21 protein-coding genes are annotated in these 23,164 nt (G+C 39.7%); 13 read left to right on the top strand and 8 right to left on the bottom strand.

What is annotated here, in order from left to right:
- Window positions 1–31: 31 nt before the first annotated feature.
- On the bottom strand, window positions 32–640 hold the full coding sequence (locus tag M5F03_RS03165; protein WP_249706532.1) for a flavin reductase family protein: 609 nt from the start codon (window positions 638–640) through the stop codon (window positions 32–34).
- A gap of 104 nt (window positions 641–744) precedes the next feature.
- Between M5F03_RS03165 and M5F03_RS03160 the strand changes: the two genes are divergently transcribed.
- Entirely contained in the window at window positions 745–1,566 is an 822-nt protein-coding gene (locus M5F03_RS03160; protein ID WP_249706529.1) for a PhzF family phenazine biosynthesis protein, read from the top strand.
- 149 nt (window positions 1,567–1,715) lie between these two features.
- Window positions 1,716–4,484, top strand: coding sequence for a M16 family metallopeptidase (locus M5F03_RS03155; RefSeq protein ID WP_249706527.1), 2,769 nt, complete (start codon window positions 1,716–1,718; stop codon window positions 4,482–4,484).
- An 81-nt stretch (window positions 4,485–4,565) separates the two neighbouring features.
- On the opposite strand, the gene M5F03_RS03150 is transcribed toward M5F03_RS03155, so the two are convergent.
- Window positions 4,566–5,630: an amidohydrolase family protein gene (locus M5F03_RS03150; RefSeq protein ID WP_249706525.1), complete on the bottom strand. Its 1,065-nt coding sequence runs from the start codon at window positions 5,628–5,630 to the stop codon at window positions 4,566–4,568.
- 172 nt (window positions 5,631–5,802) lie between these two features.
- Window positions 5,803–6,204, bottom strand: coding sequence for a DUF3144 domain-containing protein (locus tag M5F03_RS03145; protein WP_078188837.1), 402 nt, complete (start codon window positions 6,202–6,204; stop codon window positions 5,803–5,805).
- 106 nt (window positions 6,205–6,310) lie between these two features.
- Between M5F03_RS03145 and M5F03_RS03140 the strand changes: the two genes are divergently transcribed.
- Window positions 6,311–6,943, top strand: coding sequence for a hypothetical protein (locus M5F03_RS03140; RefSeq protein WP_249706523.1), 633 nt, complete (start codon window positions 6,311–6,313; stop codon window positions 6,941–6,943).
- Window positions 6,944–6,978: 35 nt separating this feature from the next.
- On the opposite strand, the gene M5F03_RS03135 is transcribed toward M5F03_RS03140, so the two are convergent.
- Window positions 6,979–8,223 carry an MFS transporter gene (locus tag M5F03_RS03135; RefSeq protein ID WP_249706521.1) on the bottom strand — a complete coding sequence of 415 codons (1,245 nt, stop codon included), beginning with the start codon at window positions 8,221–8,223 and terminating at the stop codon, window positions 6,979–6,981.
- Between the two features lie 117 nt (window positions 8,224–8,340).
- Between M5F03_RS03135 and M5F03_RS03130 the strand changes: the two genes are divergently transcribed.
- On the top strand, window positions 8,341–9,030 hold the full coding sequence (locus M5F03_RS03130) for a TetR/AcrR family transcriptional regulator (RefSeq protein ID WP_249706519.1): 690 nt from the start codon (window positions 8,341–8,343) through the stop codon (window positions 9,028–9,030).
- Window positions 9,031–9,097: 67 nt separating this feature from the next.
- On the opposite strand, the gene M5F03_RS03125 is transcribed toward M5F03_RS03130, so the two are convergent.
- Both M5F03_RS03125 and M5F03_RS03120 read right to left on the bottom strand, forming a co-directional pair.
- The gene (locus tag M5F03_RS03125; RefSeq protein WP_078193600.1) at window positions 9,098–9,529 is read right to left on the bottom strand and encodes a hypothetical protein; all 432 of its coding nucleotides are present in this window, start codon (window positions 9,527–9,529) and stop codon (window positions 9,098–9,100) included.
- Between the two features lie 224 nt (window positions 9,530–9,753).
- The gene (locus M5F03_RS03120; protein ID WP_249706810.1) at window positions 9,754–11,214 is read right to left on the bottom strand and encodes a CYTH domain-containing protein; all 1,461 of its coding nucleotides are present in this window, start codon (window positions 11,212–11,214) and stop codon (window positions 9,754–9,756) included.
- Between the two features lie 320 nt (window positions 11,215–11,534).
- Between M5F03_RS03120 and M5F03_RS03115 the strand changes: the two genes are divergently transcribed.
- The 4 genes from M5F03_RS03115 (at window position 11,535) to M5F03_RS03100 (ending at window position 14,984) form a co-directional block, all read left to right on the top strand.
- Window positions 11,535–11,918, top strand: coding sequence for an Mpo1-like protein (locus tag M5F03_RS03115; RefSeq protein WP_180034739.1), 384 nt, complete (start codon window positions 11,535–11,537; stop codon window positions 11,916–11,918).
- Window positions 11,919–12,510: 592 nt separating this feature from the next.
- A complete protein-coding gene (gene thiE / locus M5F03_RS03110) occupies window positions 12,511–13,131 on the top strand; it encodes a thiamine phosphate synthase (RefSeq protein WP_249706516.1) in 621 nt (206 codons plus the stop codon).
- A 35-nt stretch (window positions 13,132–13,166) separates the two neighbouring features.
- On the top strand, window positions 13,167–14,465 hold the full coding sequence (hemL, locus tag M5F03_RS03105) for a glutamate-1-semialdehyde 2,1-aminomutase (protein ID WP_180133027.1): 1,299 nt from the start codon (window positions 13,167–13,169) through the stop codon (window positions 14,463–14,465).
- Window positions 14,466–14,567: 102 nt separating this feature from the next.
- A complete protein-coding gene (locus tag M5F03_RS03100) occupies window positions 14,568–14,984 on the top strand; it encodes a GlcG/HbpS family heme-binding protein (protein ID WP_180023855.1) in 417 nt (138 codons plus the stop codon).
- A 109-nt stretch (window positions 14,985–15,093) separates the two neighbouring features.
- On the opposite strand, the gene M5F03_RS03095 is transcribed toward M5F03_RS03100, so the two are convergent.
- Window positions 15,094–16,008 (bottom strand): LysR family transcriptional regulator, encoded by a 915-nt coding sequence (locus tag M5F03_RS03095; protein ID WP_180119859.1) that lies wholly within the window; start codon window positions 16,006–16,008, stop codon window positions 15,094–15,096.
- Between the two features lie 156 nt (window positions 16,009–16,164).
- Between M5F03_RS03095 and M5F03_RS03090 the strand changes: the two genes are divergently transcribed.
- From M5F03_RS03090 to rapA, 5 genes are all read left to right on the top strand, one after another.
- Window positions 16,165–16,947, top strand: coding sequence for a hypothetical protein (locus M5F03_RS03090; RefSeq protein ID WP_249706514.1), 783 nt, complete (start codon window positions 16,165–16,167; stop codon window positions 16,945–16,947).
- A 386-nt stretch (window positions 16,948–17,333) separates the two neighbouring features.
- A complete protein-coding gene (locus M5F03_RS03085; protein WP_078193595.1) occupies window positions 17,334–17,666 on the top strand; it encodes a hypothetical protein in 333 nt (110 codons plus the stop codon).
- A 161-nt stretch (window positions 17,667–17,827) separates the two neighbouring features.
- Window positions 17,828–18,532, top strand: coding sequence for a phosphopantetheine-binding protein (locus M5F03_RS03080; RefSeq protein WP_249706513.1), 705 nt, complete (start codon window positions 17,828–17,830; stop codon window positions 18,530–18,532).
- A 133-nt stretch (window positions 18,533–18,665) separates the two neighbouring features.
- Window positions 18,666–19,310: an RluA family pseudouridine synthase gene (locus M5F03_RS03075; RefSeq protein WP_180034745.1), complete on the top strand. Its 645-nt coding sequence runs from the start codon at window positions 18,666–18,668 to the stop codon at window positions 19,308–19,310.
- A gap of 141 nt (window positions 19,311–19,451) precedes the next feature.
- Window positions 19,452–22,289, top strand: a complete 2,838-nt coding sequence (gene rapA / locus M5F03_RS03070; RefSeq protein ID WP_180023849.1) for an RNA polymerase-associated protein RapA — start codon at window positions 19,452–19,454, stop codon at window positions 22,287–22,289.
- Window positions 22,290–22,406: 117 nt separating this feature from the next.
- Here rapA and M5F03_RS03065 read toward each other — a convergent pair whose 3' ends face one another.
- Complete coding sequence (locus M5F03_RS03065; protein ID WP_249706511.1) at window positions 22,407–22,790, bottom strand: hypothetical protein; 384 nt, start codon at window positions 22,788–22,790, stop codon at window positions 22,407–22,409.
- Between the last annotated feature and the right edge of the window lie 374 nt (window positions 22,791–23,164).

Below are 23,164 nucleotides of genomic sequence, written 5' to 3'. Positions count from 1 at the left end.
CTAGATAAACGACATATCTCACAGCGCTATTTTAGTCTGATGCCTCGTCTACAGATACAGGATTACCAATGGTATAAAAGTGCCCGCCAGCAACATGGTGTAGGCTTTTCCATTCATCTTCTACTTCATGATAATACCAATGTCCGTTACGGAAGACGCGGTCATCAGCATAGGCAGCAATGACTTCGCCAATAAACAGATCGTGCGCTTGTTGATTGTGAGGTTCAGGAATAAGTTTGCACAGTAGCCAAGCAGCACAACCTTCAACCACAGGAATATCTGAGTGATTAAATTGAAATAATTCCACGCCACATTGGCGTAATTTTTCTGGCGCATCACGTTGGCTCATCATGCCAAGTGCATAGACCAGTTTGAGTTGTTTTAGTGTCGGAACTTGTAAGGCGAAATAGCCTGAATTCTCAATAATCTCACGGGTTTTAGTTGATTTATCCAGTACTACTGTCACTTTTGCAGGATTGAACTCTAAGGCGCATGCCCATGCTGCAGTCATGACACCAGTATGGGTTTGGTCTTTAGCAGAGACGAGCACAGTCGGCCCATGATTTAAAAGTCGGTATGATTTTTCTAAAGGAACAGGGTGAATATGCGTTTTCAAAATTGTGCCTATATTTAAGTTCATCTAAAACTTAGATGTTTTATTAAAAAGTGTTGCTACATAGCATATAACGCATGAAATATTTTCAAAAGCCTTTAATATAAATCACTAAATCAGGAGTTCAATCAATGAAAATGTATCAAGTAGACGCATTTACCCAAGTGTTATTTAAAGGCAACCCAGCGGCGGTTTTGGTGTTGGATGAATGGTTAGATGAACACTTGATGCAACAGATTGCTTTGGAAAATAATCTGTCTGAAACTGCATTTGTGAAAAAAATTGACAGCAGTAATTATGAAATTCGTTGGTTTACACCGACCACTGAAGTGGACTTTTGTGGACATGCGACATTGGCCAGTAGTTATGTGCTTTTTGAGTTTTATACGGCTGAAAAAAATATCCAATTTCATGTCAAAAATCTCGGTATTTTTAGCGTAAATAAAGCTGAAGATGGAAAAATTCTGATGAATTTCCCTGTGCGTCGGGCACAGGTCGTGAGTGAATATCCTGAAGAGCTACGTCTAGGGTTGAGTCAACCTTTTAAGCAGGTTTATCTGAATACGCAGGCGTATATCGTGGAATACGAAACGGCTCAACAAGTTTTGGACGAACAACCGAATTTTGAAATTTTAAAACGTCTTGGCAAAATCCGCACCGCCATCACAGCGCCGGGTACGATCACTGATGTTGCAATCACTGCGGCAGCCCAGCAATATGACTGCATTTCACGCTATTTTGCACCGGGCAATGGCATCAATGAAGATCCTGTTACAGGTTCTATTCATACTGGAATCGTGCCTATTTGGGCAGAACGTCTAGAAAAACGTCAAATCTTGGCGTATCAAGCATCGAGTCGTGCTGGTGAGTTACACTGTCAAATGCTTGAAAATGACCGTATAGAAATCTCAGGCTATGCGTGTTTGTATATGCAGTCTGACATTTATATCTGAACATAAATCAAATACATGCTGTCTCATTCTGCAGCATGTATTTAATAAAAAGTAACTATTAATCCAGAAAAGCTCAGCATAAAATCAAAACCAATCTGATCGACAGCACTGCGCTGATCGATGCTAAATATAAAGGACACTTGAATTACATGCGTATTAAACATTTAACGCTTTCACTTTTTTTTGCAGGTTTAAGTACAAGCCTCTTTGCTCAACCTGTATTGGTTAAAACTGAACAAGCCATTGAAGAATATAAATTAGACAACGGTTTTCGTGTGGTTTTGGCGCAAAACGATAAAGAAAGCAAAGTGTTTATGAATACGGTGTATTTCACGGGTTCATTAAATGACCCTGAGGGCAAAGGTGGTTTAGCGCATTTGCTTGAACATTTGGCTTTTAAAGGCACTGAAAATGTCAAAGGTGATGAATTTCAGCGTCGCTTAGACCAATTCACGCTGATGACCAATGCCAGTACGGATTATTATTCAACGAAATACACCAATGTGATTCGTCCTGAACAAAGTTCAATCGATCAAGTTTTGCATTTGGAAGCAGAACGGATGGATAAATTGGTACTTCAGGAAAAATTTGTACCGACAGAAATTGATATCGTTAAGCGTGAACGTGAAATTCGTTTAGATCAGCCATTTTCAGTGTTAATCGACCAAGTTTTAAAAGAAGCCTATGGCAATCAATCTTTAGGCCGCTTACCGATTGGTGATTTGAAAGAACTTCAATCGATCAATATGAACGAATTAAACCAGTTCTATCGCCGTTGGTATGCGCCAAATAATGCAGTGATGGTGATTTCTGGTAAGTTTGATAAAGCGGCTGTATTAAAACAAATTGATCAACAATTTAGCCCAATTGCCGCACGTCAAATTCCTGAACAGGCCAAAGTCCCTAAATTAGATGGAACGAAATTAAAGCAACGCGAATTTACTGTTCATAAGGGTAGTGACTTTGGCAAATTTAATATTTATTTAAATGGTGCAGTCGAACCGATTAAAACTGCTTTGGCGGTATCTCCAACTTTGTATACCTTACAGCCAAGTGGGCATTTGTATCAAAGCATGGTGGAAACAGGGACAGCAACCGCAGTTCAATCGACCACATGGTTAGATAAAGATTTTAATTTGGTGTTTATGGGGGCGATATATGGCCCAAGTCATGATGCAAACAAAGTGGCAACCAGTCTGGCACAAGGTGTAGAGCAGAATAAAGCCTTTAATGATGTTGAGCTAAACCGTGTTAAAAGCTTGACTCGAAATATGGCTGACAATGTCAAAAATAGCGCAACAGCACTTGGCGAGCGTCTTAGTTCTTATACTGTGGCTTATAACGGGGACTGGTCTCAATATTTCAGAGACTTAGATAAAGTACAAAAGCTGAGTGTAAGCGACGTGAATCAAGTGTATAAGGATTTTCTAAAGCCTGAATACCGTGTCACAGGAAATATTCTACCAACACCTGAAGACCAGAAGAAAGCACAGCAACAGGCTGCGTCGAAACCTGCTGAAACTTTAGATCAGCAAGCGCCTGCAGAAGAGCCGTTGAAAGATGCGAGTGTTTATCGTGCTGAAGTGAAGCAATATGTTGCAGAGTCTAAGCAATATTTAAATCAGAAAGAAAAGCAGATTCAGCGGGCTAAATTTAAAAACGGCATTCAGTATGCATTGTTCCCAACCAAAACTCGTGATGACAAGACCTATGCAACAATTGCATTGGATTTTGGTACAGCACAAAGCTTAATGAATAAAGGGGAGTTGCTAGATTTAACAGCTTACCTTATGTTCCGTGCATCTAAAGATCAAAGCTTGCAGCAAATTGCCGATAAAATTATTGATGTCGGTGGCGGCGCAACGGTCAGTGCAAATGATAATGGCCTCATGATTCAAGTGGTTGCTCGTAAAGAAAAATTTGCTGAATTTTTGCAATATGTCATTGATGTTATTAAAGCGCCAGCATTTGAACAATCACAATTTGATTTAATCAAAGCGCAAAGTTTGTCGAGCTTGGATCGACCTTATACAGAGCCAGATACCGTTGCAGCAATGACTTTGTCGCGTATTGTCGAGATCTATCAGCCGGGGGATATTCGTTATCACTTCGAACCTGAACTTGCGAAAAAACAAATTGAGTCAGCTACACGTGATCAAGTGCAGCAGTTACATCAAAAATTCTTTAAAACACAGCATGCACAAATTGCGGTAACAGGTGATTTTGATACCAAGCAAATAGAAAAAATTCTGAAAAAAGAATTTGCAGATTGGAAAACCAGCGAACCTTATCAACGCTTAGAGTCTACGTTTACGGCATATCCTGCACAGAAAGTGCATGCATTGTCTGAACAGCGTGAGTTTGGTAGTTACCAAGCCATTATGACTCTACCTGTAGGTGTAGAGCATACCGATTCTCCTGCGTTACAAGTATTACGCCACATACTCGGTGATTCACAGTTGTCTTCACGTCTAGCTCAAGAGTTACGTGAAAAGAATGCACTGGTTTATGGTTTTAGTGCAGACATTAATTTTGATGAATGGGTGAATTCAGGTGTACTGAGTATTGATGCAAACTACACTGCGGGTAAATCAGCACAAGTTTCTCAATCTGTTCATAAAGTGTTGCAAAACTTATTGAAAAATGGCGTGACGGAACAGGAAGTAGAAGCAGCCAAAGCCAGTATTTTGAAAAAGCGTTTAACTGCACTTGAAGATGACCGTCGCATTCATAGTATGTTGATTCCACAGTTAGAAAAAGGTCGTGATTTAAACTATCGTGAACAGCGTGATCAACGTATTGCTAGTTTGACCAAAGCGGATGTTAATGCTGTCATCAAAAAATATATTCAACCTGAGCGTTTGGTTGAGGTGATGGCTGACCAATATGGTCAAGCTGTAAAATCTACTCAAAAATAAAATTAATAAAAAAAATCCTCCATCTGGAGGATTTTTTTGAGCTGCATTGTATGACTTGATTGTAAGATTATCTTAACGAACTTATAGGCGGTAGAACTGACGGGCATTTTGTTGGAAGACTAAAGTCAGTGCATCATGATCATAACTCACGACCGCATCTGAAAATGCGTCAATAATATTCACCAAGGAGGCACTCACACTATCCATCGGGAAGTTAGAGCCAAACATCACACGGTATTTCCCAAAGCATTGTAGAGCATGAGAAATAAGCGGAAAGGCGCAATCGAAAATCTCTTGTTTGGATGCAAGGCGTTGTTCTTTATGAAACTGATGACCCAGTACAGGCATGAATAATCCAGACATTTTGGTATAAACATTTGGGCAACTTGCCAGTTCAGCTAAATCATCTTTCCAACGAAACAAGATATTGTCACGTGAAGTTTGGGTTAAGCCTGTATGTGAGCCGACAGGTCCAAAGGCACCGACAGGTGTCCCAAAATGATCCAGCACGATAGATGTTTCAGGGAAAGCACGTGCTAAAGCGGTTAAATCACGAATTTGGTCTGAATAAACCCACGCATCAAAACTTAAGTTCATTTGAGCAAGAGCTTCAAAACCTTTCATAAATTTTTTATTGGTATAGAGATGCGGTTCATTGGTCCATGCATGAACTTTCGGGTCTTCATGTACAGCTGCCATTTTTCGTATGCCACGAAAATGTGGGGAGGCTTGTTTATGCATTTTAAGAATTTTCTTAAAACTACTGTCACTTGGGTCTGCAGTGCCGACTATGGCGCCAAGTTTAATTTTTTGAGCGTTAAAGTCTAAGGATTCAATGAACTTGGTTTCACCAACTACCCCTTTGCCTTTATGGTCATGCCAGCTCGCTTCTACATGTACGATTTGATCGACCTGATAATGTCCTGCATCTTGCTTATAATTTTCAGGCAAATACGGTGTCGTCACATGTTTGGTCAATCCAACAGTGTCAATTAACTCTTGCGGCTTAACTAAGCGCATCATTTTGTCGAGCAAGTAGGGATGTTTACCCAATAATTTCACGGCAAGTGAAGCGGCATGTGGGGTATTGTATGGATCCCATTGATGTATATGTGAATCTACGATGGCAAAATCGAGCGTCTGCATTGCTATCCTTGTCCTTAAAACCATGTCCATTTCTTGCGTATTTCATTGTATTTCCGAATACGCGAGGCACTGAAAATAGCATGAATGATGAAAATACAACGTTATGACTAAATATTAAATCAAAGCTTTGTGAAAGAGAAGTTGTATAAAAAAAGCCCCGAGGGGCTTTTGATTAATGCTGATGATCGTGGTCGTGATCATGCTTATTTGCATGGAATTCTTCGTTATGACGGAAGCGAAGATAGTTTTCAAACTGTTCGCAATATTCATCATAATTATCTTCAAGCATCATTTGAAATTGTTGAAGAATATAAGACATCACTTGATCTTTGGCATCACGCATTTCTTTGCCATCTTTGAAGCCATTTGCAGCAACCCAAGTATTAAAACGAGCGGTACCAAATAACATGGCAGCGCTCACTTGACCGCGCATTTCTGCCGGTTTGACTTGAGAACCCTTTTCAACACGACAAAATTCATTGGCTTGTTTAATAAATTCATCCGCACGTTCAAAGAAAGCTGCATTCAACGCTTCTTCTTCGGTTACATCAGTAGCTTCAATCTTTTGAACCATGAATGTGTCCTAGCATAAAAATCTAATGCAGTATTATAGGCAAAGCCTTGCAGAAACTAAACCTTTGACTTAATCTAAAAATAGCCTAAGTAGAATGGAATGCTCCATGCAAGATGCAATCGCAGTGCAAAGTCTGAAAAGTGATATTGGATTACTTCGACAAAATATTTGGCCGCCCTCAACCTTAGCCAATGTAGAAGGGCTGCCCATTTATTATGGTACACAATCTGAAGTAGCCGAATATTATGCGCAGTGGACTGGCTTAATTGAACGTGCTCAGGAATTATTTCAGCCCTTTATGGAAGATGAAGTCCTCGATGCAGTCCATTTGCCGAGTCATTTGAATCTGCCGCTTTTTTATTTTCATGTGGATCGTATTCGAATCAACAAAACACGGGCGAAAGAATCTAAAACCTTTCGGGGTATTGCCAGCTTAGTTGAAAAATGTGGGCAATTTGAAGCAGATCAAATTCAAGCGATGCGGCTATGGCTAGACAGCGATGATACGGCAGCTTTGGTCGCACACCGTGAATTTATTGACCTCAGAACCTATGTATTTCAACATGGACAAAGTGAATACACCCGTACCCGTTTTTATGTGAATGGCATTGTACTCAGTGTCGAAAACGACTTTAAATTGGTGGATGCCCGTGACAAACCACGTAAAGCCCGTAGTGATAGCTATAGTGACCCTTTAGCAGATAACAATACGTGGAAAATCTTTGGGAAATATCGTTAATCAAATGTTTTGACGACATTTGTTAGAGCGTGGACTTAGTTCGCTGCACAAGGAAGCTTTGGATTATTTAATCCACGCCCTAATGTGAAAATAGCCACTATGGCGAAGGCGACAAAGATCATCACCGAATACAATAAGGTATTGGCATTAAAATGATCGACAATATAGCCGCCAAATAGAGAGCCACACGCAATCATGAGTTGGAAAATACCAATAAACAGCGGCATGCCTTTTTCAACAGCTTCAGGGGCATGTACAAACATCCAGATATTGGCCGTTGTAGGAAATGCACCAAAGGCGAAACCCCATAATGCGGTTAAAAGATATGCACCGAATAAGTGAACTGCAAAGTGTGGAAAGCTAAAAAATACCACGATAAAACTGAAGGCGACAAAAACAAGGGTATAGCGGACATTGATGTTGCTGCTATAACCTGCAAATAAATTACCAAAGAAACCGGCTATACCGTAGATCAATAATAATGAACTGATGGTGGTCGCATCAAAGCCTGCATGATTCTTAAAAAATGGGGCGAGATAGCTATAAGAAGAAAAATGAGCAAAACCAATTAATAAAATAATAATCAGGCCTTTACGTGCTTTATCATGTTGAATCAGTGCAGGTAAATCACTAAATCGAATAGCCGATGTCGGTGGAAGTTTTGGGAGAAATTTGATTTCTAAAACTAAAATGATGATGCCAATCGCTGCAATGATTTGAAACGCACTACGCCAACCTAACCAGTCACTCAGCCATGTACCTAATGGAACACCTAAAACCGTCGCTAAGGTAACTCCTGCCATGACGATCGCAGTGGCTTTGGCAATGGCGAGATGACTGGGTGCGACACGTCCACTCAAGGCTATGGCTGTTGCCCAAAATCCACCGATAGCAATACCCAATAGAAAACGGCTAAACAACAACAGCGCAAAGCTTTCTGCGAAGCCAGTTATAAAATTAGAAATGACCATAATCACGGTTAAGGCAATCAGTAAGATACGACGGTCAAGTTGCTTCACAGCAACAGAAAGCAGGGGCGCTGCGATCGCACCCATAATGCCAGGGAGGGTAATCACCCAACCTGCGGTACCTACACTAATATTTAAATCTTGAGTAATGGCATTTAACACGCCAATGGGTAAAAACTCACTGGTGACAAGGGCGAAAGCTGTAATGGCAACCGTGAGGATTGCAAACCAATTCCCTTGATTGGGGGAAGATTCATCAGGCTGCTGCGTCAACTGTTTATCTGGTTTTAAAGCTGTAGCATGCGGATTCATAGCGTTACACCTTAATTATTTAATTTAATAGTGACTGTTATAAAAATAAATTATTTGATTAAATTGTGAGCGCCAATTATTTTATTAGTGAACGTTATAAAATATAAATGTTAGCTTATGATGAATGATTCAAAGCAAGAAAATCAGCACGCTAATCCAGCCGATTCGGTCAAGAAGCGTGGACGACCTAAATGTTTTAATGAACAGCAAGCCTTGGAAAAGGCGATGATGTTGTTTTGGCAATTTGGCTATGAAGGAACGTCCATCAGTGATTTAACTCAAGCTTTGAATATCACCGCACCTAGTCTATATGGCACATTTGGCGACAAAACGGCGCTTTTTGAAAAATGTATTGAATACTATAGTGAACACGAAGTTCAGCCTGCAGAAAAAATTCTACAAGCAGGTCAAACGGCTAAAATTGCGATGGAGCTCTACCTGTACGACAGTATTCAGCATTTGGTGCAAACTAATAAACCTAAAGGTTGTATGGTGGTAGTGGCAACAATGAATTGTTCACAGCAAAACCAAACCGTACAAGAACAGCTCAAACAACGTCGTGCCTATACCAAAACAAAAATTATGGATCGGCTCGCTATAGGCGTGCAAAATTCGGAAATTGAAAGTTTGGCTCATGCAGAGCAATTGACTGATTTTTATATGACCTTATTGCAAGGGATGACCATACAAGCACGTGATGGTATGGCCTTGACGCAATTACAGCGTATGGTGAGTAATGCGATGAAATCATGGGGATTATTAGCACAAGGTCAAATCAGTATGGATTATGAATTAAACCCCCAATAGCAGCGTAGCCTCAAGGCAATTTTCTTAGTTTTTTGAATGACTGTTATACAAAAACAATTTTTCACGCTTATTTGCAGGGATGAATTTTAATGTCGCCCAATTCCATCACACTGATATAACCATCAACCGCAATTAAATTGTCACTTTGACTCGATAGAGTTAGACATTCTCCAGACTTGACGCTGGATAGTAGCTGACCTTGCTGCGGATTCAAGTTCATACTGTAAATACTCAGTGTGCCAGCATCGGTTTTGATTTGGTAAGACTCATCACCATAGTCCTCATTATTATTGCGCAGGACTTTAAAGGTTCGTCGTGTCTGATCAAAGTTTTGAGTTGGAGAAAGCGGCTTTTCTACTTGTAAGGATGCCGTGCGCCTTAATTCGGTGCTTTGCACAGGCTTATGTTGTTCACTACAAGCACTCAGTAATGGGAAAAGGATAAATATAAGTGAAAATGAAAATAGGGGATGAATTACAGGTATGTGACTATTCAACATAAAACCACCCTGAATCTAATTTTTCAGATAGCTTATTTTAAAAGTTTTTATCCAGAAAACAAAAATAATAGCTTCTCAAAATATTTCAATGTAACTGAGTCAAACTAAAGAAATGATGAATTGAAATTAGCCGACTTTGAATCTGAATGTTCAACAAATGAATATCTATATGACAATGTGGGATGCAAATAAAAAGGGAGACTCATTGAATCTCCCTTTTGATTTTACTTAATGAGTTTTCGACTCACAAGGAATTGTTCTGTCGCTTCTAATAGCTTATCAGCATAAACCTCTAGTTTTGCCGTTAACCAGCCGAGAACAAACCAATCGCTTGCTTCCAGCTCTGTTTGCTGAATATATTGTGCAGAAGAGGAAAGGACTTGGTATTCCTGAGCTGCGACTTGTGCATCATTGAGTGCTTTACTGTATTTCTGCAAATTTTTTACATCATAAATAGACGTCAAAATTGGGAAGCTAAATTTAAGCTCTTGTATGCGTTGAGAAAGCACGTCTAAGCTTTCAAAATTGTTAATGTCGGCATCATTTAAAGCCTCTTGGAGGGCTTTATATTGGTTTTGCAGGGTTGTTTGAGCATACCATTTAAAATCATGTTGCTGCGGTGCATCATCGAATTTCAAACTAAACATTAAAAGCTCAAGATAATGATGTACATTTTGAGTCGATTTAACCAAATTGCCTAACTTCTCTTTGGCATACAAAATATCTTTGGTTAAATTTTCTGAAGTCGTTGGGTTTTGTAAAAAGCCACCCAAGGTATTTTGCATGTGTTCAAAATGGTGTAATTGTTCAAATTGCTGCTTAAATGCGCCTAATTGCACAGCCCATTTTTCAACGATATCACTGTTCCAATCTTTAAACAGCGAAATGGTTAATTGTAAATGATGGAGTGCTTTCTGAGCTTGTATAATGTGCTCTGCCTGAGCAACGCCTGCAGAAATTGCGGCAATATTAGGCAGAAGGTGTTGCATTTCCTGTGCAATTAAAAGTCGTAAGTTTTTTGCGGCAGTATCTTTTTTACTGAGTTGAAATTCTTTAGCCTCAACTGCTGGACTCACAGTTTGATTAAACGCCAGCAAATTCCCGATTTCCGCTTTACTGCGGACATCTAACCATAAATGATACTTTTTAACCCATTCGAAACTAAAGGCAAGGAGTGATTGAATAGAGCCACTTTTAAGCTCAAATTCAACTTCATGAACTTCTGTTTCTGTGCTGTTGCTGCGGATACAGCCGACATCTAAGCAAACTTCGATCTTGGCATCTTCAAACTCTATGACGCGATAAGTTCTCATAATGTCAGTTTCAAATTGAAGTTGTAGCGAATCTTGCTGATCACCTAAAGTGGTTTTTAAAACCGATTGAACTTCAGCTTCATTGGCATAGACCGATAAATCTAGGGCAGGGGCTTGTTCATGCTCGCCCAAATCTAAGTTATGTTCAAACCGTTCAATGTGACTTTTACCTGCAGCTTTCAGGGTTTGAATCCAGCGCGTTCCTTCTAAACGTTGACGCAAAGCTGCATGCTGCTGTGCCATTTTTCGATCTGGGGTATCAAAATATTTAGCTTTAAGTTGAATTTGTTCCGATTTTTTTGGATCGAGTGCTTTTAATAATGCAGTTCGACGTGCTTCTGGAATCTGGAACTTTAATTCAACTTCAACCATGGTTTTCTGTCCTGATGTTACAACTTCATAATCTGGCATGAAGCAATCTCTAAATTTTTATAAAAATGAAAAACTAAATCGTACGTAAATTTTCTATGAGCTAAACGCGTTTCGATTGTAGCGAAAAACAGTTGAGAAGTAAGACTTGACTGATTTGAAAGCGCTGATTTTGGCCAAAGAAAAGTTTTAAAAATGGATATTCCATCAATTGTATAATTCACAATAGTTCAATTTTCATTGGAACAAAATAAAATTTTACGCCTTTAAAGTGGGCGAGTTTTGAGCTATGTTGATTAAAATAAGTTCAGGATGAGCACAAAATGAATTCACAAGTACAACCCGAGTTTAATCGAGATTTAAAGCCCGAATTTCAGTTGCCTATTCGTGACTACTCGCAATTTTATCGATTTTATTTGACTGAACATCGAAATATCATGAGCCGACGTTTACATGCCACAGGCAGCAGTATAGGACTCTATTTCTTTGCAAAAGCAATTTTAAAAAGACAACCGAAGTATTTTGCTTATGGCCTGGTTTCAGGCTATGCCTGTGCATGGGTCGGACATTTTTTCTTTGAAAAAAATAAGCCAGCTAGTTTCAAGCAACCTTTGTACAGCTTTATTTCCGATTGGCGCATGCTGTCTGATATTGTGAAGGGGAACTTAAGCTTAAAACACCGTAATTTAGATAAGATTGATAGTTAATTGTTTATTAATCAAACGCTTAATTTTTATGGATATGGGTGTGATTTTTTTGAGTAAATGACTTGCAAAATTAGAGTGATTAGTCTAATAATGTTCATATTGTTTATTTAATTCTTATCTAAAACATGAATAGTCGATAAACCCCAGTTTTCCGAGCCTAGAGTGACCTTCTCTAGGCTTTTTTTATGGCCTTAGAAAAGTCTATTGTTTGAAAGATATAACAATAAAAATTTTCATAAAATAGGCTAGACTTTTTGATGCTCTGAACGCTCCCCAAAACGCTTCTTACCAAGCACCAAAAAGTCTAATAGGTTACACATTTTTATTTTTATAAAAGTGTTGTGTTTTTATGCGCTGCGTTTTGAGTTCTACTGGTGCACTATTAAATAATTTGTATCAGTTTTGTTCTATACCTGAAAATAGGTATTTTTTGCCATTTTCTACAGAAAATTTAATTAAACATTTATATAAGTAGTCCTGTGAAAAGGAATATAACTTTCTCAGCAGCAAAGCATTAAAATTTTATGTCCCAAGCAACATTTCACAGACCTAATCGTTATAATATTCAAAAGTTTTAAGTTGTGATTGAACTATGCGTGGTTTATACCTCATTACCAATGATGATCCTATCGAATTGCTTTTAGCCAAGCTTGAAGGCGCGATGGCAACTTATGAAGTTGCTGTTTTGCAATATCGTCGTAAAAAAGTGGCAAAGGAAGATCAGGCTTATGAAATTGAATACATGAAAAATATGTGTAATCAGTACAAAGTGCCTTTTGTCATTAATGATGATCTCGAAACTGCAGTTCAATATGGTGTGGGTGTCCATTTAGGGCAAGATGACGGTTCAATTGCTGAAGCTGTAGCACGCTTACCTAAAAATGTTTTGATCGGTCGAAGCTGCAATAACTCTTTAGAACTGGCTGAGCAGGCAATTGCAGACGGTGCAAACTATGTGGCTTTTGGTGCCATTTTTGCAACTGAAACTAAGCCTGAAGCAGGCAATATTGGCTTAGAAACGCTAAAACAAGCCAAAGCGAAACTAAATGTACCTATTTGTGCAATTGGTGGTTTAACTGTAGAAAATTCAGCAGAAGTCATTGAAGCAGGTGCTGATCTTTGTGCTGTGATTAGTGATGTATTAGGTCGTTCAATGTCTGCTGTTAGAAGTCGTGTTTATGAATGGTCTGAGCTTTTTGCTGAACAAGCTTAATTTTATTTTTTAGATTGAATAAGTAGAGAATTTTTATGAGCTTATCTGCTAAGCAAGAACAATTATTTAAACAAGCCAGCAAGCATATTCCTGGCGGTGTAAACTCTCCTGTACGCGCATTTAATGGTGTAGGCGGTACACCGGTATTTATCGAAAAAGCGCAAGGTGCATATCTCTATGACGTAGACGGAAAACGCTATGTCGACTATGTCGGCTCTTGGGGCCCAATGATTTTAGGTCATGCGCAGCCCGACATTATCAAAGCAGTTCAAGACGCGGCTGTTGATGGTTTGAGTTTTGGTGCGCCAACCGTTCATGAAACAACTTTGGCGGATATTATTTGCGAAATTATGCCGTCTATTGAATTGGTTCGTATGACCAACTCAGGGACTGAAGCAACGATGACCGCCATCCGCCTTGCTCGTGGCTACACCGGCCGTGACAAGATTGTAAAATTCGAAGGCTGCTACCATGGCCATTCAGATTCGCTTTTAGTGAAAGCGGGTTCTGGCCTACTTACTAAAGGTGAGGGTGAAGCGACTTCTGCAGGTGTTCCAGCTGATTTCGCCAAACACACTTTAACACTGCCGTATAACGATATTGCGATGCTTAAAGAATGCTTTGCAAAATTCGGTTCAGAAATTGCAGGTGTAATTGTCGAGCCAGTTGCAGGCAACATGAACTTGGTGAAACCTATTGAGGGTTTCTTGCAAGCAATTCGTGATGTCTGTGACGAGCATGGTTCTGTTTTCATCATTGATGAAGTGATGACAGGTTTCCGTGTCGGTCTTGGCGGTGCGCAAGCGCATTATGGCGTAAAGCCTGACTTGACTACTTTAGGCAAGATCATTGGTGCAGGCCTGCCAGTTGGTGCATTTGGCGGTAAACGCGAAGTGATGGAATGTATCGCGCCACTGGGTAAGGTGTATCAAGCGGGTACATTGTCTGGTAACCCATTGGCTATGCGTGCCGGTATTGAGATGTTTAAACATTTGCGTCAGCCGGGCTTCTATGAAACTTTGACTGAAAAATTATCAGGTTTACTTGCAGGCTTACAGGCTGCTGCAGATGAAGCAGGCATCCCGTTCTTTACCCAGCAAGTGGGCGGTATGTTTGGTATTTACTTTACAGATCAAACTGAAATTACTGGTTTTGATTCAATTTTGAAATGTGATGTAGATGCTTTCCGTACCTTCTTCCACGGCATGTTACAGCGCGGTGTAAACTTAGCGCCTTCAGCATTTGAAGCCGGTTTCTTCTCAAGCGCGCATAGCGATGAAGATATTGCATTTACCATTGAAATGGCGAAAGAAGTTTTTGCCGAAATGAAGTAATTTTCATTTAAATCGGTAAATTCTGCTTTAGAATAAAGCCCGCAGCCTGCTGTGGGCTTTTTTGTTGTTTTAAATTCGGCTTTTTAAGAAAAGGATTTTTAAATGAAAACCAAGCATTATTTAACTTTGGCAGATGCAGAATTTTTACTAAACACAGCACATGCTTATGCAGTTGAACAAGGTTTTAATGTCAGCATTGCGGTAATGGATGATACAGGCAATTTATTGGCGATGAAACGAATGGATGGTGCAGCGCCAATGACAGCAAATCTATGCTTAGAAAAAGCCAAATGTTCAGCCATCAGTAAGCGCCCATCTAAATTGTTTGAAGATTTGATAAAAGGTGGGCAGATGGGTTTTTTAACCATGCAGACGTTTAATGGCATGCTGGAAGGTGGTGAGCCGATTTTGTATGAAGGGCAATTGGTGGGTGCAATGGGCGTGTCTGGGGTAAAGTCATTTCAAGATGCAGAAATTGCACAAGTGGCGATTGAGAAGTTTTTCGCGCAGCAAAACTAAGCATGATCTTGAGTGAAATAGATAATTCAGCCCAATCGATATGTTGGGCTTTTTTTTATTTTGATTTAAATGTCTAGTAACTTCGCCCATAGCATTAAATCGAAATTTTCTAAGATTGAGCCGAAGCATTCAGCATGAAATTGATAAATGCTTTGAGTTTAGAAGACTGATAGTTAGACTTTGGATAGAGTAAATAAAAAGGCCGAGTTGTTTGGCTATAAGATTTGAGAACTTCCACTAACGCGCCGCTTTGTAATTCTTGCTCCACTGAAAAGCGGTAGACCTGCATCAGTCCCGCACCTGATTTAGCTAAGATTAAGGTCGAGAGATAATCATCTTTACAGGTAATTTTTCCTTGGACATCAACCATAATTTTTTTGCCTGCATCCATGAGTGACCACGGTCCAGACTTACCTGAACTCGGTAATTCAAACAAAATACATTCGTGATGCTGTAAGTCTTGGATGTTCATAGGTGCAGGGTGCCTTTTCAAATATTCAGGTGTAGCCACAATGCATAATGCAGCATCTTCAAGTTTACGTGCAATTAAGCCAGAGTCGGTTAACTCATTACCGCGAATCGCAATGTCATAATCATCAGTCACTAAATTTACATTATGGTTGCTGACATGAATCTCGAGCTTAATATGTGGAAACAGTTCGGTAAACTTAGCCATTTTAGGCAGCAGACGATAATGTGCATAAGCTGTGGGCACGCTAATTTTCAGTAAGCCGATGGGGTGTTCCTGTTCACCGCTGATTTGCATTTCACCTTCGAGTAGGCTGTTAAGGGCTTGTTTGCAAAAATAATAATAATGCTGCCCAGCATCGGTAATTTTAAGTTGGCGTGTAGTGCGGACAAATAGCTTTACCCCAAATTTTGCTTCTAAGCGTGATATCGCTCTGCTGACTGCGGCAGGAGAAATGCCTGCTGCAATTGCTGCAGCAGAGAAACTTTTCTTTTCCACGGTTAAACAAAACAATTCAAGACTGCCGATTTGTAGATCATCATAGTGACGCAGCATAATATTTCTATTTATTAATTACACGATGTAATAAGTAAATTAAATTTGAAGGTCTTTTTCAAGAATTTATTTTCGATAAAGTGGGTTTAACAGCTGATTCAGCACTGGCTGAGAGCAATTATTTATACAACTCCACAACGAATATCGGAGATACATATGGCGATTCTCAACTACGAAACAGGCCCGATTCAGGCAGAAGCAGCGTTTACTTCAGACTTCCCAATTGCAAGTGAAATCAAGATGCATGATTTAGTGAATATGCAGGAAATTGAACGTCGCAGCATGGATGTGCGCCCGGGCATGCGCCACAAATATATGCCACTTGGTTTTGACCGTTTTAGTGGTGCGCTTTGGACTGGTGGACGCTACTTATTTGATACTTGGGAAAATGTAAAAGATTATGAGCGTTTCACCAGTGAAGAATTGGAATTTGAGCCGAATGTAAAGTTTTGGAGCCGTCCATTTTTCTTGAATGTACAGCGAAATATTTGGCGTGTTGCTGGTGCTCATGATTTTAAACCCTTAGCAACATCACATCATGTTGTGCGTTTTGAACGGTTTTCTACACAGCATGATCAGTTAGATCAGCTGCTAAAAGAGGTTTGGCCGACTTTGCGAGAGCATGCGCAGGCGCTAGGTTTGTCCAGTGCTTGGCTGATGTTTAATCAAGATGAAAAGCAAGTCAGTATTGTGACTGTGGCTGCCAAAGTGGATACAGGTAATGCGGCTGAAGATAGCATCAAGGCTTTGGCTAAACTTGAAAGCATGAGCTCTTTGAGTGAATTGTTACCTTCTGAATTAAAGTTAACTCCACTATTTGATCGAACCAATCCAATACTTGCACAGTGGCTGCCTCTGTCTCGTGTTGCAGGCGGTGAACCTTCGGTACATCCGATGTCACCACCTTTGGCTGCACTGAATGTCGAACCTCAGAAATAAACACGATAAGCTGACAGGAGTACTGCTCTTGTCAGCATTAACATTTAAGAAACTTGCCCAGCAAATCTTGTCGTTTGAAGTATCAGGGTTTATTAGGGTACTATCAGTGCTAGTTTTATATGCTATGTAATATACTGATTTAGGAATTACATTAAATAATGTAATTCTTGATGCGATGTATATTAGGGATGAGCTGCAGCGATACATATATTTTACAATGATGAGTATTGATGTATCTCGAATATTGTTTGGGGATGAAAAGAATATTAAAGAAATTATCGTAAAATAAAAAAATGATATTTGAAGAAAAATATCTATATTTGAAAATTTTTTATGCTCATTTAAAAAAAATGGCTGTTATACGAAACTAAAATAAAGGGAAAGGTATGGACTCAAAAGAATTAGCTCATCTGCTCAAAAAAGGAATTATTAACGAAAACCTAGAAATTTATAAAGGATTGTTCACAGACTGCTCACCATCAGAAATAAAAGATCCTTATTTTATTGAAGCAATAAGTTTTTTTAATACTTTGCCAGACGAACATAAGAGAATTTTTTTCTCAATCTTACGACAAGTAATGATTGATTCAATTAGTAATGTATTAGGTGTTATTGATGGCAGCTCAAGTTTAGAAGAGCACGATGGTGATTTTTCTTTGCTGTATGAGGGTAAATCACTTGAATATTTACAAGATTATTTTTTATCCGAATTTGAATAAAACCAAAACTTAGGTTTATCTAATAAACTTAATAGAATTAAAAAAATCTATAAGTTTAAAGTTGACCAAAAAGTAAATTATCAGTAGCCGAAAGTCACTTTCAGATATGATTCTGCGTTAGCATATCAATTGTTCCAACTTGAGTTATGTACCGAGTCTGTATGCTTTATCCCATGCCTAAAAAAATCCAATTTGCACCATCTCAAGCAAAATGGCAGCTGTCATCAACACAGTCAGTATTGGTACTGGTTGGCTTACAAAATTTACGCATGCAGCAGGGTATACAAGATACGCAGTTGATGGAAAATTTGATCCAACTGACCAATAAAGCCAAAGCTTTAGAGATTCCAATTGTCGATTTATATGGTGATGATTTACTTCAAGGCATGCAGCAACTTGGTGAATATGCAACAACACACCCGCAGCTGATCTTTGCAGGGCAAATCACGCCTATGCTGAAACAGATCTTGCCGCATCTATATAGCGTAACAGAGCAAATCTGTATCGTTGATGACGCAATTGTGCTGAGTAATCAGGAACAGCATATTCAGTGGGTGGACTCCATGTCAGGCCAAGGTATACATCATATGAGTAGTTATAATTTGATGCGGCTTTGGAATCTGTCAGCACCAACGGAATTCGTTTTGTCAACCAAAGGTATTTTATTGGCTATTGCAGAGCAGCTAGATATGGATGCATTGGAAATAGATCCCTTAACCGATTTACGCAGTTATGGACTCGATTCCGTTGCCATGGTTAGCTTAATTGGGTTGTGGCGTGCCAATGGTGCAAACATCCGTTATGAAGACTTTTTAGATGATGCGAGTCTAAAAGCATTGCTAGAAAAATTGCTCAGTACAGACTAAACAAAGCCAATTGGAATTATTTTTGTTCTAAATCGGAAAATACGTCGGGAAATATGCCTTTGTGCATTGTAATTGTTGGCTAAGCTTTTTATTATTGCCGCCTTGTTTTTCGAGATCAGAACTGGATTGAACTTTGAGTAATTTTCTAACCGAACACCTGATACATCGTGACACTGACTTTATGGTCATCCATAAACCAGCAGGTTTACTCACAGTTCCGGGAAAAACAGCAGATTTACAAGACTGTGTTATCAATCGATTATTAAAAATTGAACCGAATACCTTGCTCATCCATCGTTTGGATCGTGATACTTCAGGTATTTTGGTTTTTGCATTAACCCGTCAAGGGCAAAATCGAATTTCACGCCAGTTCCAAGAACGTCAAACTTCAAAAACATATCAGGCATTGGTTGCGGGTACGCTCGAAGGTGAAGGTACTGTTGATGTACCCGTCGTGTATGACCCAGAACATCCGCCACTGCATATTGCCGATCCTGCACATAATAAGCCCGCACTTACGCATTGGAAAGCCACTGAACATTTTGAGATTCAGGGTCAAGCCGTAACACGTGTAGTGTTAACTCCTATTACCGGTCGATCCCATCAGCTTCGTGTTCATATGCAATATTTAGGTCATCCTATTGTTGGTGATACTTTGTATGCAACACCTGAGCAACAGAAGCTGATGCCGCGCTTATGTTTACATGCTGAGCGTTTAAGTTTTAACCATCCTGAAACAGAGCAAACAGTGGAATTTCACTGTCCTGTCCCATTTTAGGAAAATCATTTAAATCCCTAAGAATTCTGCTCACTATTTAGTGGGCTTTATGTCAAAATATATTGCTTTATGGTCTAGATTTTTGCTCAAATAACGTTCACAGTTTGAGCATAATATTTTCAGACCGAACTTGAGAAAAAGGTGGAAAAATTGCAGCAGTTTGCTATTGGTCAACGTTGGTTATCAGATACAGAAACGGAACTGGGTTTAGGTGTTCTTATTGATGTTGATGAGCGATCGGTCAGCATTTTATTCCCAAAAAGTGATGAAACTCGTGTCTATGCCCGTCACAATGCACCTTTATCTCGTATTGTTTTCAATGTAAATGACGAAGTCCAAGACCAAGAAGGTCAAATTTGGATTGTCGAATCTCTTGAAGACCGTGGTGGCGTGGTTCGTTATAACGCGGTACGTAAACTTGCCGATGGCACAGAAGAGCGTAAAGCACTGAATGAAACACGTATTGGTGCAAGTATTCAGTTAGCAAAACCATTAGATCGTTTGCTTGCAAGCCAAGTGGACTATAAAGAATGGTATGACCTGCGTATCGAAGCACTGCTTCTTCAAGCCAATATGAAGTCTAGCCCTCTACGTGGCTTGGTAGGTTCACGTGTGGGTCTCATTCCACACCAACTGTATATTGCGCATGAAGTGGGTAAACGTTTTGCTCCGCGTGTATTACTTGCTGACGAAGTCGGTTTGGGCAAAACCATCGAAGCAGGTCTGATCATTCATCAGCAACTCAAAACGGGTCGTTCAGAACGTATCTTGGTCTTAGTACCTGATTCATTGCAATATCAATGGATGATTGAAATGCGTCGTCGTTTCAATCTTGAGTTCTCATTATTTGATCTAACACGTACAGCATCGATTAAAGAACACGATCCAGACCTCAACCCATTCTTAACAGAACAATGCATCATTGCGAGTGTCGATTTGATGATCGACCATGATGACTTGCGTGAACAAGCCCTTGAAGCTGGGTTTGATTTGCTCGTAGTCGATGAAGCTCATCATTTAATGTGGTCAGAAGAAGAAGGCGGCAATGACCGATATGACCTTGTTGAAGAACTTGCTGAAAAAACGCCGGGTGTCTTGTTACTAACCGCAACGCCTGAACAATTAGGTGTGGAAAGTCACTTTGCACGTTTGCGTCTGCTCGATCCACAACGTTTTAGTTCGCTTGATCGTTTCTTGGATGAAGAAGAGCAGTATCACCAAACAGCTAAAATTGCTGAAGTGTTGATGTCTGATCTGCCACTCGAAGAAGGGCATTTGGCAGCGATTGAAAGCCTATTAGGTCATCGAATTACTGACGAGCCAGAACAACGCTTCCGTGCCATTCACGAATTATTAGACCGTCATGGTACAGGCCGTATTTTATTCCGTAATACACGTGAAGCGATTCAAGGCTTCCCAGGTCGTGACTGTCAGCCTGCGCCATTACCTGCACCAGAAAACTGGTCTAAAGATGGCAAGTTACGTGAACAAATGTGGCCAGAAGAAGCGCAGCTTGATGGCTCGTGGATGGAAACAGATCCACGTGTGATGTGGTTGATGGAACGTCTGCGTACAGACCTGAAACACAAAAAAGTGTTATTGATTGCACGTAGTGGTCCAGTGGTTGAATCTTTAGAAAATGTACTTCGTTTGCATGCGGGTATTCGCACTGCGATGTTCCATGAAGGCATGAGCTTATTAGAGCGTGACCAAGCAGCAGCTTACTTTGCTGAAGAGTCATACGGTGCGCAAATTTTACTATGTTCAGAAATTGGTTCTGAAGGTCGTAACTTCCAGTTTGCATCGGACTTAGTTTTGTTTGACTTGCCTGCCAACCCGGACGTACTTGAACAACGTATTGGTCGTTTGGACCGTATTGGTCAAGAAAATCGTATTCAAATTCATGTGCCTTATCTGGTTGGTACTGCTCAAGAGCGTATGTTCCGTTGGTATAACGAAGCATTAAATATTTTCTGTAATATCTCCCCGACAGCGCAAACTCTCCAAGAAAACTTTATCGTCAATCTGAAAGATTGTTTGTTGGCAGATAAAGGCCAAGAGTTTGAAGATCTGCTCGAAGCCGTAAGTGTGCAACGTGAAGCGCTTGAAGCTGAACTTCAAGAAGGTCGTGACCGTTTACTTGAGTACAACTCTTGCCGTCCAATCGTGGCACAAGAAATTGTGACTGCACTTGAAGACTACGACGACAATACTACGTTACCAATGTTCATGAAGCGCTTTATGGCGTCTACAAACATTGATTTTGATGAGCAAAGTAATGGTACCGTGATTATCAAGCCAACGGATCAAATGCAAGTTCAAGGTCTGACTTTGGACGAAGAAGGTATGACGGCGACGTTCTATCGTGACCAAGCACAGATCCGTGAAGATGCTCAATATTTAACACTTGAGCATCCATTCACTGAAAGTGTGATGGAAATGATTAATACGCAAGGCTTTGGTAGTACCAACGTTGCTGTATTGAAATCGGCCGCTTTACCGCAAGGTTCTGTGTTAATGGAAGTGTGGTTTAAAGTCGATGTCGTTGCACCGAAAGCATTGAATTTGCCGTCAAGTTTGCCACAACAGTTGGTTCGTGTATTACTGAGCGAAAAAGGTCAGGATTTATCGCAAAAAATTGCACCTGAAATTTTACGTCCTTATTTACATCATCTTGATGGCAACAGTTGCCGCCAAGTGGTTAAGGCGCGTCGTGATGTCATTGAACAGCGTTATACGCAAGCGCTTGAAATTGCTCGTGGTGCATTACCGGGCTTTAAACAACAAGCTAAAGAAATCTACGGTAGCAAATGGCAATATGAAATTGACCGTTTAACTTATTTGAAGCAGTTCAACCCAAGTATTCGTGAAGACGAAATTGCACGTTTACAAAAACTGCAAAAAGAAGGTTTAACACTGCTTGATGGTCTGGCGGTTACACCAGAAGCGATTCAAATTATGGTAGTGGTTAAGCCATAAGTTAAGAATCTTAAAAAAGCACCTTAGGGTGCTTTTTTTTATGGCTAAAATTATAACTGTAAAATTAATCACGACAGATTTACGCTAAATCTAAGTTTTGTATTGTTTATTTTTAATCTAAATTGTCGACATCGGCATAAAAAAGTAACTATTCTTCAGCAATTCTACGGCTTGATCAAAATCTTCATGTTCATCCAACATATAAAATATGCCATCAAGCTTTGTATAGTCAGGATGATTTTTTGCTAACTGAATTAGGATCGTACATCGGTCTGCTTGGCTGCGTGTTGCATAATGAGCTGTAAGTAAATCAAAGTTAATGTCATTGCATAGCGGCTGTTTTAAAGCGATTGCACCACAATAAGCATGTATTTCAGGCAATAAGCGTAAGACTAAATCTGCCTCTTTGCTTTCCGCCACGATGAGCTCTGGGGCTGCAGTCTTACACAAGGCCAGTATTTCTGTTAATAGGGTTGAGTCATCAAGTGTATGGTCTAACACGATGACTTTTGCGGTTGGGTTAAATCAAAGTCATTTATTAAAATCATAAAACCTCCTGAAAATAGAATGGTTATGCTTTATTTATCTGCGCTATTTATATGAAGTTGTGCTACGTATTGAGTCTAAATATTTACTAAAAATGGTTTTGAATAATGTGTTTAGTCTAAGAACGTTCTAAGGTTAATCATGTCGTAGAAACACACCTTGTTCTGATTCGAAGTTCAGTTAAATACTGAAATTGTTAATATAGGGCGCTACGCTTCATGCTCATTGCTATACCCAATATACAAGATTTGATTAATAAAAGAATCGGCATCGCGACATAAGTTGTCGTTATTGATGTCGATTGAATTATGAAAGTGAAATGATTAAAT

Origin of the sequence: Acinetobacter amyesii, from assembly GCF_023499985.1 — a bacterium.
In the GTDB taxonomy this organism is placed as follows: Bacteria; Pseudomonadota; Gammaproteobacteria; order Pseudomonadales; family Moraxellaceae; genus Acinetobacter; species Acinetobacter amyesii.
Note: the sequence above shows the minus strand (reverse complement) of the source record. Positions and strands in the feature narration are given on the sequence as shown.